This is a genomic window from Streptomyces sp. NPDC015144 (assembly GCF_043079735.1).
In the GTDB taxonomy this organism is placed as follows: domain Bacteria; phylum Actinomycetota; class Actinomycetes; order Streptomycetales; family Streptomycetaceae; genus Streptomyces.
On the sequence record NZ_JBIBUU010000004.1, the window covers coordinates 127193 to 141176 of the forward strand.

The 13984-nt window shown below is 72.2% G+C and carries 12 protein-coding genes; 7 read left to right on the forward strand and 5 right to left on the reverse strand.

The window, feature by feature from the left end:
- Positions 1-36: 36 nt before the first annotated feature.
- Positions 37-2769 carry a pyruvate dehydrogenase (acetyl-transferring), homodimeric type gene (gene aceE, locus ACF08W_RS09520; RefSeq protein WP_385204498.1) on the forward strand — a complete coding sequence of 911 codons (2733 nt, stop codon included), beginning with the start codon at positions 37-39 and terminating at the stop codon, positions 2767-2769.
- A gap of 61 nt (positions 2770-2830) precedes the next feature.
- Here aceE and ACF08W_RS09525 read toward each other — a convergent pair whose 3' ends face one another.
- Complete coding sequence (locus tag ACF08W_RS09525; protein ID WP_392278940.1) at positions 2831-3208, reverse strand: peptidase inhibitor family I36 protein; 378 nt, start codon at positions 3206-3208, stop codon at positions 2831-2833.
- 154 nt (positions 3209-3362) lie between these two features.
- Positions 3363-4850, reverse strand: coding sequence for an MFS transporter (locus ACF08W_RS09530; protein WP_392279063.1), 1488 nt, complete (start codon positions 4848-4850; stop codon positions 3363-3365).
- A gap of 240 nt (positions 4851-5090) precedes the next feature.
- On the opposite strand from ACF08W_RS09530, the gene ACF08W_RS09535 reads away from it, so the two are divergent.
- The 6 genes from ACF08W_RS09535 to ACF08W_RS09560 all read left to right on the forward strand — a co-directional run bounded on the left by ACF08W_RS09535 (position 5091) and on the right by ACF08W_RS09560 (position 11637).
- Complete coding sequence (locus tag ACF08W_RS09535; RefSeq protein ID WP_392278941.1) at positions 5091-5771, forward strand: TetR family transcriptional regulator; 681 nt, start codon at positions 5091-5093, stop codon at positions 5769-5771.
- A 284-nt stretch (positions 5772-6055) separates the two neighbouring features.
- Positions 6056-7267 (forward strand): alpha/beta hydrolase, encoded by a 1212-nt coding sequence (locus ACF08W_RS09540; protein WP_392278942.1) that lies wholly within the window; start codon positions 6056-6058, stop codon positions 7265-7267.
- A gap of 86 nt (positions 7268-7353) precedes the next feature.
- Positions 7354-8214 carry a DUF4429 domain-containing protein gene (locus ACF08W_RS09545; RefSeq protein ID WP_385204486.1) on the forward strand — a complete coding sequence of 287 codons (861 nt, stop codon included), beginning with the start codon at positions 7354-7356 and terminating at the stop codon, positions 8212-8214.
- Positions 8215-8415: 201 nt separating this feature from the next.
- The gene (locus ACF08W_RS09550; protein ID WP_392278943.1) at positions 8416-9759 is read left to right on the forward strand and encodes a sensor histidine kinase; all 1344 of its coding nucleotides are present in this window, start codon (positions 8416-8418) and stop codon (positions 9757-9759) included.
- On the forward strand, positions 9756-10439 hold the full coding sequence (locus ACF08W_RS09555; RefSeq protein WP_352275116.1) for a response regulator transcription factor: 684 nt from the start codon (positions 9756-9758) through the stop codon (positions 10437-10439). The genes ACF08W_RS09550 and ACF08W_RS09555 overlap by 4 nt, the downstream gene beginning before the upstream one ends.
- Positions 10440-10593: 154 nt before the next feature.
- On the forward strand, positions 10594-11637 hold the full coding sequence (locus ACF08W_RS09560) for an alpha/beta hydrolase (RefSeq protein WP_392278944.1): 1044 nt from the start codon (positions 10594-10596) through the stop codon (positions 11635-11637).
- A 10-nt stretch (positions 11638-11647) separates the two neighbouring features.
- Here the strand turns inward: ACF08W_RS09560 and ACF08W_RS09565 are convergent, their stop codons facing one another.
- From ACF08W_RS09565 to ACF08W_RS09575, 3 genes are all read right to left on the reverse strand, one after another.
- Positions 11648-12664, reverse strand: coding sequence for an aldo/keto reductase (locus ACF08W_RS09565; protein ID WP_385204477.1), 1017 nt, complete (start codon positions 12662-12664; stop codon positions 11648-11650).
- Positions 12664-13125: a MerR family transcriptional regulator gene (locus ACF08W_RS09570; RefSeq protein ID WP_352275119.1), complete on the reverse strand. Its 462-nt coding sequence runs from the start codon at positions 13123-13125 to the stop codon at positions 12664-12666. Before ACF08W_RS09570 ends, ACF08W_RS09565 begins: the two co-directional genes overlap by 1 nt.
- Before the next feature lie 68 nt (positions 13126-13193).
- Positions 13194-13883 (reverse strand): hypothetical protein, encoded by a 690-nt coding sequence (locus ACF08W_RS09575; RefSeq protein WP_392278945.1) that lies wholly within the window; start codon positions 13881-13883, stop codon positions 13194-13196.
- Positions 13884-13984: the final 101 nt, after the last annotated feature.

Here is a 13984-nt window from a genome sequence, read left to right on the forward strand (position 1 = left end):
CGGCCCGTAGACACCACCGAACAGCGAAGGAACAGCGTGGCTTCCGGCTCCGATCGCAACCCGATCATCATTGGCGGCCTGCCGAGCCAGGTCCCGGACTTCGACCCCGAAGAGACCCAGGAGTGGCTCGACTCGCTCGATGCCGCAGTCGACGAGCGGGGCCGCGAGCGGGCTCGCTACCTGATGCTCCGGCTCATCGAGCGCGCGCGGGAGAAGCGCGTCGCCGTTCCGGAGATGCGCAGCACGGACTACGTGAACACGATCGCCACGAAGGACGAGCCGTTCTTCCCCGGCGACGAGGAGATCGAGCGCAAGGTCCTCAACGCGACCCGCTGGAACGCGGCCGTGATGGTGTCGCGCGCCCAGCGTCCGGGCATCGGCGTCGGCGGGCACATCGCCACCTTCGCCTCCTCGGCCTCGCTGTACGACGTGGGGTTCAACCACTTCTTCCGCGGCAAGGACGACGGTCTGGGCGGCGACCAGATCTTCTTCCAGGGCCACGCCTCCCCGGGCATCTACGCCCGCGCCTACCTGCTCGACCGGCTCAGCGAGGCGCAGCTCGACGGCTTCCGCCAGGAGAAGTCGAAGGCGCCCAACGGCCTGTCCAGCTATCCGCACCCGCGGCTGATGCCGGACTTCTGGGAGTTCCCGACCGTCTCGATGGGTCTCGGCCCGCTCGGCGCGATCTACCAGGCCCGGATGAACCGTTACATGGCGGCGCGCGGCATCGCCGACACCTCGCAGTCCCATGTGTGGGCCTACCTGGGCGACGGCGAGATGGACGAGCCGGAGTCGCTCGGCCAGCTCTCCCTCGCCGCCCGTGAGGGGCTGGACAACCTCACCTTCGTCGTCAACTGCAACCTCCAGCGGCTCGACGGCCCGGTGCGCGGCAACGGCAAGATCATCCAGGAGCTGGAGTCGCAGTTCCGCGGTGCCGGGTGGAACGTCATCAAGCTGGTCTGGGACCGCTCCTGGGACCCGCTGCTCGCGCAGGACCGCACGGGCATCCTGGTCAACAAGCTGAACACCACGCCGGACGGCCAGTTCCAGACGTACGCCACCGAGTCGGGCGCGTACATCCGCGAGCACTTCTTCGGGGACGACCCGCGGCTGCGCGAGATGGTCAAGGACATGACCGACGACCAGATCCTGCACCTGGGGCGCGGCGGTCACGACCACAAGAAGGTCTACGCGGCCTACGCGGCGGCCAAGGCCCACAAGGGCCAGCCGACGGTGATCCTGGCGCAGACGGTCAAGGGCTGGACCCTGGGGCCGAACTTCGAGGGCCGCAACGCAACCCACCAGATGAAGAAGCTCACGGTCGAGGACCTGAAGCGGTTCCGCGACCGGCTGCACATCCCGATCGCGGACAAGGATCTGGAGGACGGCCTTCCGCCGTACTACCACCCGGGCCGCGACTCGGAGGAGATCCAGTACATGCACGACCGCCGCAAGGGCCTGGGCGGTTACGTCCCGACCCGTGTGGTGCGCGCGAAGCCGCTGGTCCTCCCCGGGGACAAAACGTACGCGACCGCGAAGAAGGGCACGGGTCAGCAGTCGATCGCCACGACCATGGCGTTCGTCCGCATCCTGAAGGACCTCATGCGGGACAAGGAGATCGGCAAGCGGTTCGTGCTGATCGCCCCCGACGAGTACCGCACCTTCGGGATGGACGCCTTCTTCCCGAGCGCGAAGATCTACAACCCGCTGGGGCAGCAGTACGAGTCGGTGGACCGCGATCTGCTGCTGACGTACAAGGAGTCGCCGACCGGGCAGATGCTGCACGACGGCATCTCGGAGGCCGGCTGCACGGCGTCGCTGATCGCCGCCGGTTCGGCGTACGCCACGCACGGCGAGCCGCTGATCCCGGTGTACGTCTTCTACTCGATGTTCGGCTTCCAGCGCACGGGCGACCAGTTCTGGCAGATGGCCGACCAGCTCGCGCGCGGTTTCGTGCTGGGCGCGACCGCCGGGCGTACGACGCTGACCGGCGAGGGTCTCCAGCACGCGGACGGCCACTCGCAGCTGCTCGCCTCGACCAACCCGGCATGTGTCGCCTACGACCCGGCGTTCGGCTACGAGATCGCGCACATCGTCAAGGACGGTCTGCGCCGGATGTACGGCGAGAACAGCGAGGACGTCTTCTACTACCTCACCGTCTACAACGAGCCGATCCAGCACCCGGCCGAGCCCGAGAACGTGGACGTGGAGGGCATCCTCAAGGGCGTCTACCGCTACCGGGCGGCCGACCGGGGCGAGATCCCGGCGCAGATCATGGCGTCCGGCGTGGCGGTCCCGTGGGCCCTGGAGGCGCAGCGCATCCTCGCCGACGAGTGGAACGTCCGGGCGGACGTCTGGTCGGCGACCTCCTGGAACGAGCTGCGCCGCGAGGCCGTCGAGGTGGAGCGGTACAACCTGCTGCACCCGGAGGAGGAGCAGCGCGTCCCGTACGTGACGCGGAAGCTCTCCGGCTCCGAGGGCCCGTTCGTGGCGGTCTCGGACTGGATGCGTTCGGTGCCGGACCAGATCGCGCGCTGGGTGCCGGGGGCGTACCAGTCGCTGGGTGCGGACGGCTTCGGCTTCGCCGACACGCGTGGTGCGGCCCGCCGGTTCTTCCACATCGACGCGCAGTCGATCGTTCTCGCGGTGCTCACCGAGCTCGCGAAGGAGAACCGGATCGACCGCTCGATGCTGAAGCAGGCGCTCGACCGGTACGAGCTGCTGGACGTCACGGCCGCCGACCCGGGCGCGGCCGGCGGCGACGCGTAGTCGTAAGGGTCCGGAAGGGCGGCGGGGCCGGGAGGCTCCGCCGCCCTTCGGCGTTCTCCGGTCAGTTCTCCCAGATCTTGAAGGCCCTGACCTGGTACGGGGAGCGGGGCACCCAGGTGCCGCCGCCCGGGTAGGTGTTGAACTCGCCGGTCTCGGCGCACTCCGCCGACTGGTAGGTGGTGACCGGGCGGCCGGTGCGGTTGGCGAGGGCCTGGACGCCGCCCTTCGGCAGCGGTACGCAGCTGTCGATGTCGGTCGAGGCGATTTCGTGGGTCCGGCGGGTGCCGGTGAAGTCCGGCGCGGCCCAGAGGCAGAGCTGTCCGGCGGCGCAGTCGCCGAGCCGGGCGGGCGGTGCGGAGTGGGCGGCGCTCTGCGGGAGCAGGGTGGTGGCGGCCAGCGCGGCGGCTGCCAGGGCAGTGGTGAACGCGGTCTTGCGCATGTGGAACGACCCCCGTGGTCGGTTGCGAATCAGTTGTCCGCACCCTGACCTGCGGCGCGGCGCCCGGGGAAGGGGGCCGGGGGCACACCACCCTGATAGGCGACAGCCCCGCCCGGGTCGTGGGGCGGGGCTGTCGTACGCGGGGTGTTGACGGTCAGATGTGTCCGGCGCCGACGCCCGCTTCGGCGTTCTCACCGCGCTTGGTGAGCATGGCGACGACGGCGGCGAGCACCGCGACGCCGCCGGCGACCATGAACGCGGTGCTCATGCCCGACACGAAGGTGTCATGGGCGACGCCCGCGATCTTGCCCGCGATCTCCGGCGGGACGTCCCCGCCGACCGGCGGGATGCCGACCTCGACGGCCGAGGAGGCCTGGTCGAGCTGGTCCGGGCTGAGCGGCGGGAGCTGTGCCGCCCGCCAGTTGTCGGCGAGCTGGGAGTCGACCCGGGTGGCCATGACGGCGCCGAGCACCGCCGTCCCGAGGCTGCCGCCGACCTGCATGGCGGACTGCTGGAGGCCGCCCGCGACGCCGGAGAGCTCCAGCGGGGCGTTGCCGACGATGACCTCGGTGGCGCCGACCATCACCGGGGCGAGGCCGAGGCCGAGCAGGCCGAACCAGATCGACATGGTGAGGGTGCTGGTGCCGGTGCCGAGCTGGGACATGCCGAACATGGCGGCCGCCGTGCACACCATGCCGCCGACCAGCGGGACCCTCGGGCCGAACTTGGTGATCATGGCGCCCGCGAGCGGCGAGGCGACGATCATCATCCCGGTCAGCGGCAGCAGGCGCAGACCGCTGTCGACGGGGCTCAGGCCGTGCACGTTCTGCAGGTAGAAGGTGACGAAGAAGAGCCCGCCCATGAAGGCGAAGGCCATCAGCACCATCAGGACCACACCGGCGGAGAGCGGCACGGACCGGAACATGGCGAGCGGGATCAGTGGTTCGCGGACGTTCTTCTGGGAGAACGCGAAGACCACGAACAGGGCCACGGCCGCCCCGAGGAAGCCGAGCGTCTTGTAGTCGCCCCAGCCCCACTCGGACCCCTTGATGAGCGCCCAGATCAGGCAGAACATCGCCTGCGAGAGCAGCACGATGCCGCCGACGTCGAAGGAGCGCGGCGCGTTCTCGGCGCGGTGGTCCTTGAGGATCACCAGCCCCAGCACCAGCGCGATCACACCGACCGGCACATTGATGAAGAAGACGGACTGCCAGCTGACGTGCTCGACGAGAACGCCGCCCAGGATCGGGCCGCCCGCGGTGGAGGCGCCGATCACCATGCCCCAGATGCCGATCGCCATGTTCAGCTTCTCGGCCGGGAAGGTGGCGCGCAGCAGGCCGAGCGCGGCGGGCATCAGCAGGGCGCCGAAGATGCCCTGGAGCACCCGGAAGGTGATCACGAGGGCGGCGCTGTGGGACAGGCCGATGGCCCCGGAGGCCGCGGCGAATCCCACGACGCCTATGAGGAAGGTCTGGCGGTGGCCGAAGCGGTCACCGAGCTTGCCCGCGGTGATCAGGGAGACCGCGAGGGCGAGCATGTACCCGTTGGTGATCCACTGGACGTCCGCGAGCGAGGCCTTCAGGTCCTGCTGGATGGCGGGGTTGGCGATCGCGACGATCGTGCCGTCGAGCGCGACCATCATCACGCCGATGGCCACGGAGAAGAGCGTCAGCCAGGGGTGGCCGCGCAGCCCCTTGGCAGGTCCGGGAGCGGCGGCCTCACGCGGCTCCCGCGACGCCTTGTCGACGGTGGTCTGACTAGTCATATCAAGGACACTAGTGACAGTCGCTGACAGTTCTCAAAGCATTTCGCGAGCCGGACACTGTCGCGTAGCTCACAGGTACGCTGAGCTGGGGAAAGCAGGCGAAGAAAGGCCAGCGAAGTGACCGATGTGCGGCGGGCCGCACCCCCGACCGGGCTCCGCGAGCGCAAGAAGCGGCGCACCAGGGACGCCCTGCTGCGGACCGCGCTCGACCTCTTCACCACCCAGGGGTACGACGAGACCACCGTCGACGAGATCGTCGAGGCCGTCGCGGTCTCCCAGCGGACCTTCTTCCGGTACTTCGCGAACAAGGAGGAGGCCGCCTTCGCCCTCCAGTCCATGGTGGAGTCGCGCTTCCTCGCGGAGCTGCGCCGCCGCCCCGCGGCGGAGACCCCGTTCGACGCCCTGCGCCGGTCGGTGCTCCAGGTCTGGGACGGGATCGACGAGACGTTCAAGGAGGTCTTCACCGTCGAGCTCCACATGCGGATGTACCGGATGATCGAGTCGACGCCCTCGCTGCTCGCCGCCCATCTGCGGCGGTGCAGTGCGCTGGAGGACCAGATCGCGCTGCTGATCGCCGACCGGGAAGGGCTCGACGCGGAGGAGGATCCGCGCCCCCGGGTCGCCGTCGCCGCGTTCTGCGGGGTGATGCGGGTGACCGGTCAGCTCTGGGGCCGGGGCCGGGACTCCGGCGTGGACTCGCTGCGCGCGCTGACCGAGGCGTACCTGGACCGGCTCGGACCGGCGCTGGCCGGTGACTGGCGGGCGGGGCGCGGCACGGAGAACGCCGCGCGCCCCTGACTCCGGCACCCGTGGCCGAAATCGCCGACGGACCGTCACGGGACCCGCACATGCGCCGCCCCGGATGCCCGGGATGTGCCGAACGTCTCGACACCGGGCATGACCGACGTCACAACAGCCGTACGCCGAGGGCGACATGCGGCCCGCCCGGCGCACTCCACGCGCCCGAGCGTACGAATAACGGCCACACAGCGTGAAGATCCGGGGATGGAATTCCCTGCGGTGAGGTGATGTGTGTCACCCTCGTCACGGCTGCCGTCGCGCGTCTCCTAATGTGGGCCGCAGTGACTTCCTTCGACTCCTCCCCGACGCTCACCGCGTGGCGCGCGCTGCTCGCTGTGGCGGTCGTGTTCGTGATGCTGGCGACCACCGGCTGGACCACCATTCGCCATCAACGCTCCGACGAGCCACGCACCGTCGCGCTCGCCGCCTGGGCGCGGGGCCGGGTGGCGGGTCATCCGCTGCCGGACGCCGACGCGCCCTCGCACCGGCTGGCGCGGTTCTTCGCCTCGCTCAGCGGCGCGCAGCGCACCGCGCTCGCCGACCGGTACCCCTTGGTCGTGGGCAATCTGAACGGCGCCCCGATCACCCTGCGCTACCGCGCCAACCGGCTGGCCGTGTCCCAGGCGCGCCGGGTCGAGGAGCGGCGCACGCACGATGTGCGGCTCTCCCCCGACGGGCGCGCCCAGGCGGCCCGCCGGATGGAGCGCTTCGACTCGATGCTCGCCCCGGGCCGCCACTTCCTGGCCTTCGACCCGTCCGGCAGGGGCCGCGCCGCCGAGGTCCTCGGCGACCTCCAACGGGCCGACCGGATCTCGGTGATCGTCCCCGGCGTGGACACCGATCTGCTGACCCTGGAGCGGCCCTCGCCCAAGGTGAACGCCGCCCCGGTCGGCATGGCCAAGTCGCTGTACGCCGCGGAGCGCGCCGCAGGTCCCGGGGTCCGTACCGCCGTCATCGCCTGGGCCGACTACACCACGCCCGCAGGTATCGGCATGGACGCCGCCCTGGGCAACCTGGCGGCGCGCGGCTCGCTGCGGCTGAACGCGCTGCTGGGCGCGTTGCCCGGCGCCGCGCCGGTCTCGCTGTTCTGCCACAGCTACGGCTCGGTGCTGTGCGGGGTCGCCGCGCACGGGCTGCCCGCCCGGGTCACCGACATCGCGGTCGCCGGCAGCCCCGGCATGCGGGTGGAGAACGCCGCACAGCTCCGCACCGGGGCCCGGGTGTGGGCGACGCGGGACCGGGGCGACTGGATCGAGGACGTCCCCAATCTGGAGCTCGGCGGCCTGGGCCACGGGGCCGACCCGGTCGATCCCGGGTTCGGGGCACGGATCTTCTCGGCGGGCGACGCGATCGGCCACAGTGGCTATTTCGTGCCGGGTACCGAGAGCCTGGACAACTTCGCCGCGATCGGTGTGGGCGCCTACGGTTCGGTGAGCTGTGCCGTCCCCGACAGCGGTTGCGCCGGGCGGACCGCCGGGGACCAGGGAGTCTGACGGAACCGGGCATTCACAGCGGGCCGCCGGAGCCGGGCCGCTTCGAGGGGGGACACACGGAGCAAGTGCCGCATACGATGAGGCACATGGGCGATGTGCTGGCCGGAATTCATGCCACCTGGGAGTTCGAGACCGACTCCGTGCTCATCCGCTTCGAACGGGGAATCCGCACGCCGAGGCTCTTCCAGAGCCTGCGGGAGCGACGCGTACCGCATGCGGCGCTGTCGTCGGTGACGCTGACCCCGGGCAAGCGGGGCACGGTGGTCCTGCGTGCCGTGCCCAGACCCGGGGCCGACCCGCTGATCGAGGCGGCCGACGGGCAGCTCAAGGACGGCTGCGATCCGTACCGGCTGGTGCTCCCCGGTGACCGGAGCACGCTCGCCGAGTACTACGCGGACGAGCTGCGCGCCCGGCTCGGCCCCGACGCGGCGGAGCCCGCCGACCGCTTCCTGGTGACCGCGCCCGAGGTGCCGCTCCACTTCAAGGCGTACGACGGCCGGGCCGGGTTCGACGGACAGCGGGTCTCCTTCCGCTGGTTCTGGACGGGTGCCTCGTCGGCGAAGTGGAAGGCCGGGGACCAGAGCTTCGCGGTCTCCGAGCTGAGCGGGGTGGAGTGGCGGCTGCCGGAGGGGCTGGACGGGTATCTGCGGCTGCTGCCGAGGGACCGGGAGCCGTTGCGGGCCGACCAGGACCCGGCCGCGGTGGTCTTCAGCCTCGGTTACGGGGCGGTGCACGAGTCGCTGCCGTTCGCCGCGGCGGTCCTGGAGTCCGTGCGCAGGAACCATTCCTCGGCACCGGTGCCCGCCCCCGTCCTGGCGGGCGCGGCCCGCCGCGACCCCGCCGACATCGCCGACCGCATCCGCCACCTCGGCGAGCTCCACCAGGCCGGGCTGGTGACGGACGACGAGTTCAGCGCGAAGAAGGCCCAGCTCCTCGCCGAGCTGTAGGGCCTGGCCCGGTCGTACGGGGTACGACCGGGCGGGCGGCGGACCGGGGCCTTGCCGGGCGGAGGCGGCCATGTCGTACGGGGGACGACCGGTACCGGGGCGGAGGCGGCCATGTCGTACGGGGGTATGACCGGGCGGGCGGCGGACCGGAACCGGAGTATGACGCGGCCGGGCACGTCCGCTGCCTAGGCTCGTGCGGCCATGACCTCTTCCACTCCCCCTCCCCCGCCTCCGCCCCCGCTGCCCGTCGCGGACGGGCTGGTGAGCGCCGCCCGCCGCAATCTGCGCGGCGTCGCCCACGGCCTCACCCACCCCTCGCACCCCCCGGTCCCACCGCTCGCGGGCTCGCCCCGGCGGTGGCGCCGGCTGGTCCCGTACGTGGTGGTGTTCGTGCTGACGGCGCTCTTCCTGCCGGTCACGATGACCATGCTGGCCAACGAGTACGGGGTGGGCGCCTGGCCGGCTGGGCTGCTGGCCGTGGGCCAGGCGGCGCCGCTGCTGATGCTGGCGCACCGCCCCCTCCAGGCCTGGTGGATCGTCTTTCCCGCCGGTGTCCTCGGGGCGCTCGTCCTGCTCGCCCACCCGCAGCCCACGCAGGGCATCTGGCCGTGGCCGCCGCCCACCCTGTTCTGCTTCCTCTTCCTGCTGCTGGCGGTGGCCCTGCGCGAGACCCGGCGCACCACCGTCGCCGTGTGGGCGCTGACCGCCACCGCGAGCCTGGTCCTGCACCTGTCCGTCCCGGAGCGCAGCAACGGCAGCGCCGGGCTGCTCGCGATCTTCGGCGCGTTGGTCATGGTGATCGGCGCGGTGGTACGGGAACGGGGCGTGGCGCAGCGCAGGCTGGCCGAGCAGGAGACCATCAGCGTCGCGGAGCGGGCGCGGCGGACGCTGCTGGAGGAGCGCACCCGGATCGCCCGCGAACTGCACGACGTGGTCGCCCACCACATGTCGGTGATCACGGTCCAGGCGGACTCCGCGCCGTACCGGATCAGCGGGCTGCCGCAGGAGGTCCGCGAGGAGTTCGAGTCGATCGCGGCGAGCGCGCGGGAGTCGCTGACGGAGATGCGACGGCTGCTGGCGGTGTTGCGCAGCGACGGTTCGGCGGGCGAGCGGGCGCCGCAGCCGGGGCTCGACCGGGTGCAGCAGTTGGTGGAGGCGACGGTGCGGGCGGGGCTGCCGGTCGAGCTGTCGATGGCCGCCCGGCTGCCGGACGTGCCGCAGGCGGTGGATCTGTCGGCGTACCGGATCGTGCAGGAGGCGCTGGCCAACGTGATCCGGCACGCGCCGGGTGCGCGGACCCGGGTGTCGATTCTGACCGACGGTACACATCTGATGGTTCTGGTGGTCAACGGCCTTACGGAGAAGCCCGGTTCGCCGTTGGAGCCGGAGTCGTCCGGGACGGGGCACGGGCTGGTCGGGATGCGGGAGCGCGTACGGTTGACGGGCGGCACGCTGGACACCGGGCCGCTGCCGGACGGCGGCTTCCGGGTGGCCGCGCGGCTGCCCCTGACCCCTGTCGCCCCCGCTGCCCCGGAGGACTCTTGACCATCCGCGTGATCATCGTCGACGACCAGGCCATGGTGCGCGCGGGGTTCGCGGCGCTGCTGGCGGCGCAGAGCGACATCGACGTGGTCGGGGAGGCGCCGGACGGGCGCCGGGCCGTCGAGGTCAGCCGGTCCACCTTGCCGGACGTGGTCCTGATGGACGTCCGGATGCCGGAGATGGACGGGCTGGCGGCCGCCCGCGAGGTGCTGAACCCGCCGCCCGGGGTGACGCACCGACCGAAGGTCCTCATGCTCACCACCTTCGACGTGGACGACTACGTATACGAGGCGCTGCGCGCCGGGGCGTCCGGCTTCCTGCTGAAGGACGCGCCGCCCGCCGACCTGATCTCGGCGGTGCGGGTGGTCGCGGCGGGCGAGGCGCTGCTGGCGCCCTCGGTGACCCGTCGGCTGATCGCGGACTTCGCCCGGCAGGGCCCGTCCGGCGCGACCCGCAGCGGCCAGGCGCTGCGGCTGAACGGGCTGACCCCGCGCGAGACGGAGGTGCTGGAGCTGATCGCGCGGGGGCTGTCCAACCAGGAGATCGCGGCGAGGCTGATCCTGGCCGAGCAGACGGTGAAGACGCACATCGGCCGGGTCCTGGCCAAGCTGGACCTGCGCGACCGGGCGCAGGCGGTGATCTTCGCGTACGAGGCGGGGGTGGTGGTCCCGGGCGAGTCCTGAGCGCCCCGGAGCCCGTACACCCCCTACTGAGGTACTGGTCCGTGGTTGGCCCCCGGGTGCGATGTCCTCGCACCGGGGGTCTTTCTACGTTCCTCCCCGTCACGCCACAGGGCGGCCCGTCGCCGGTCGGGCCGCAGCAGGGGGAGGGAACGGGATGCGCCGTTACGCGAGGACTCTGGTCGGGCTCGCGCTGGCCACCACCATGGTCACGGGGACGGCCGGCTGGGCGTCCGGGAGCGCGCAGCGGGCGCTCACCGGGCCGCCGCCGGGCACCGCGTCGTGGCGGGCGGACCACAGCCAAGGCGCGCTGCCGGATCCGGAGCGCGCCACTCCGGCGGAGGTGGCCCGGTTCTTCCGGGGGCTGACCGCCCGGCAGCGGGAGGACCTGGCCGTACGGCATCCGCTCGTCGTCGGCAATCTGGACGGCGCCCCGGTCGCGTTGCGCTACCAGGCCAACGCCCTGGCCCTGCGGGCGAACCACGACCCCCGGTACGCCCATCTCGACGGGGGCCGGGGACGACAGATCCTGGCGTTCGACCCGCGCGGGCGCGGTCAGGTCGCCGAGGTCTTCGGGGACCTGCGCTCCGCGCGCCGGGTCGCGGTGGTGGTGCCGGGTTCGGACATCGACGCCGGGACCTTCGACCGTACGAGCGACGTGTACGGCACCCCGGCGGGCATGGCGAAGGCGCTGTACGCGCGGACCGGCCCCGGGAGCGCGGTGATCGCGTGGGCCGGTTACACCACTCCCGTGGGCCTCGGTGTCGACGCCGCGACGGGGACGCTCGCCGAGGCCGGGGCGGACCGGCTGGCCCGGTTCACCGACGGGCTCGCCGCCGACGGGGTCCCCGCGCCCGCCGTGTTCTGCCACAGCTACGGCTCCGTGGTCTGCGGGCTCGCCGCCTCCCGGCTGCGCGTCCGCGACCTGGTCGTCCTCGGCTCGCCCGGGATGCGCGCGGACAGTGCCGCCGCGCTGCACACCCGGGCCCGGGTGTGGGCCGCCAAGGACGCCACGGACTGGATCGGCCGGGTGCCGAACGTCCGGGTGGCGGGGCTGGGGCACGGCCCGGACCCGGCCGCCCCGGAGTTCGGGGCGCGCCGGGTCCCGGCCGAGGACGCCCGGGGGCACACCGGCTACTTCGCCCCGGGTACGGACTCGCTCCGCGCCTTCGCCGCGATCACCGAGGGGACGGCGCGGTGAGCCCGGGGGCCTATTCGCGTGCCGTGGCCGTGTTGCTCATGTCCGGGTAGCGGTCGCCCGCCACCAGGCCGGCGATCGGCTCCAGCAGGGCCAGCTCCTCGGCGCTCAGGGTGAGCCGGGTCGCGGCGACGTTCTCCAGCAGCCGGCTGCTCCTGCGCGTACCGGGGATCGGGACCACGGCCAGCTGGTGGACCTGGGCGCGCTGCTGCACCCAGGCGAGGGCGACCTGCGCGGCCGTCGCCCCGTGCGCGGCGGCGATCTTGTGGACGGGCTCCAGCAGGGCGGCGTTCTTCTTCGCGTTGTCACCGGTGAAGCGGGGCTGGTGCTTCCGGAAGTCGCCGTCCGACAGCTCCTTGGCCGCGTCGGTGAACGCCCCGGTGAGGAAGCCCCGGCCGAGCGGCGAGTACGGCACGAGCGCCACCCCCAGCTCGGCGGCGGCCGGCACGGCGCTGCGCTCGGCGTCCCGGCTGAAGAGCGACCACTCCGACTGGAGCGCCGCGATCGGGTGCACCGCGTGCGCCTCGCGCAGCTCGGCCCCGGTCACCTCGCTCAGCCCGAGGTGCTTGACCTTGCCCTGCCGGACCAGCTCGGCCATCGCGCCGACGGATTCGGCGAGCGGGACGGCCGGGTCGCGCCGGTGCATGTAGTAGAGGTCGATGACGTCGGTGCCCAGCCGCCGCAAGCTGGCCTCGACGGCCGTGCGGATGTACGCGGGGTCGTTGCGCACGCCCCGGTAGTGCGGGTCGTCGTCCCGGCGCTCGATGGCGAACTTCGTGGCGAGGGTGATCTCGTCCCGGTGCGCGCCGACGAACGGGGCGAGGAAGGTCTCGTTGGCCCCGCTGCCGTAGATGTCGGCGGTGTCGAAGAGCGTGACGCCCGCCGCCAGCGCCGTCTCCAGCGTCTCGCGGGCCGCGGCCTCGTCGGTGTCGCCGTAGAACTCGCTCATGCCCATGCAGCCGAGCCCCTGCACACCGACCCGCGGGCCGCCGTCGCCGAGCTCCACCGTGGTGATCCTGTCCTCAGTCATCAGGCACATGGCCTTTCCGGCGCCGTCCGGGCGCTCGCATAGAAGTCGATCTTGTGGTCGAGCACGGCGAGGGTGTCCTGCAGCTCCGCGATCCGCGTCCGTACGTCGCGGCGGGTCGCCTCCAGCAGCTCCTGCCGTTCCTCGAAGGTGTGCTCGCCCTCGCGCAGCAGCTCCGCGTACCGGACCATGTCGGCGACCGGCATCCCGGTCATCCGCAGCTTGCCGACGAAGGCCAGCCAGTCGAGGTCGCGGTTGGTGAACCGGCGCTGCCCGGTGTGGGACCGGTCGACGTGCGGCATCAGCCCGATCCGCTCGTACCAGCGCAGGGTGTGCGCCGTGAGGCCGGTGAGGGCCGCGACCTCGCTGATGGTGTACCGGTCCCGCCCCTCGGGACGCGGATGGGGCTGCGGGGGCGCGGTACAGACGTCCACCCTCGGGGAAGTGCTCTCCATCACCGTCATGCCCTCCACGCTAGAACCTTGGAGTGCACTCGAAGCAAGCGCGCCGGACACCCCGGCCCGGGGGGCCGCTATTCGGGGCGGATCAATTCCGACAGCGACCGCAGGTGTCGCGGATTGTCCGGTTCGAACGACTGGAGCCCGGATTCGGGCCAGTAGGCGCGTCCGTCGATCCACGGCACCACCACCGTCCCCGGTTCCATCCCCGGTTCCGCCCCTCCCGCCAGTACGGCCTCGCCGACGGGCGGTGGAAGCTCCCGGAACCGGTCGCGCAGCGGACCGTACCGAAGGGGCAGCAGTCCCAGCGGTTCGGCTTCGTCGTCCGCCGTATCGGCGAAGAGGACCAGCCAGGGAGCCTCTGTCACGTAGCTGTGCAGCAGCGTGTAGCGCACGCGTGGCCCGGTCCGCCGCGCCGCACCCGCCATCCGCAGCGCCCGTCGGCCGCCGACCACCGCGAGGCCGAGGACGAAGACCGTCAGCAGGGGCAGGGAGTAGATCCAGACCGGAGCGTCGACCCCGGGGTACTGGGCCTTGACGAGCAGGGTCGCCGCGTCCACCGCCAGCACCAGCACCAGCAGGGGCAGCTGCGCCGCGCGCCGAAGGCCGCGAACCCGCCACCACGCGGCCCGCCGGACATCCGCCTCCGGGCGCACGACCGGCGCCTCCAGCCCCCGATAGACCGCCTGGCTGACCGCCGCATCAGCCAGGGTGGCGTACCCCGGAGAGTCCTCCTGGCGCTCATGTGCCTGGAACGAGGTCACGCCCCTTCCCCTCCGCACGGCTGTCCGACGGACACGGTCACCGCACCCATCGACACCAGGAAGAAAACCCGCGCCCAGCCAGTCATCCCCGCCCCCGTTCC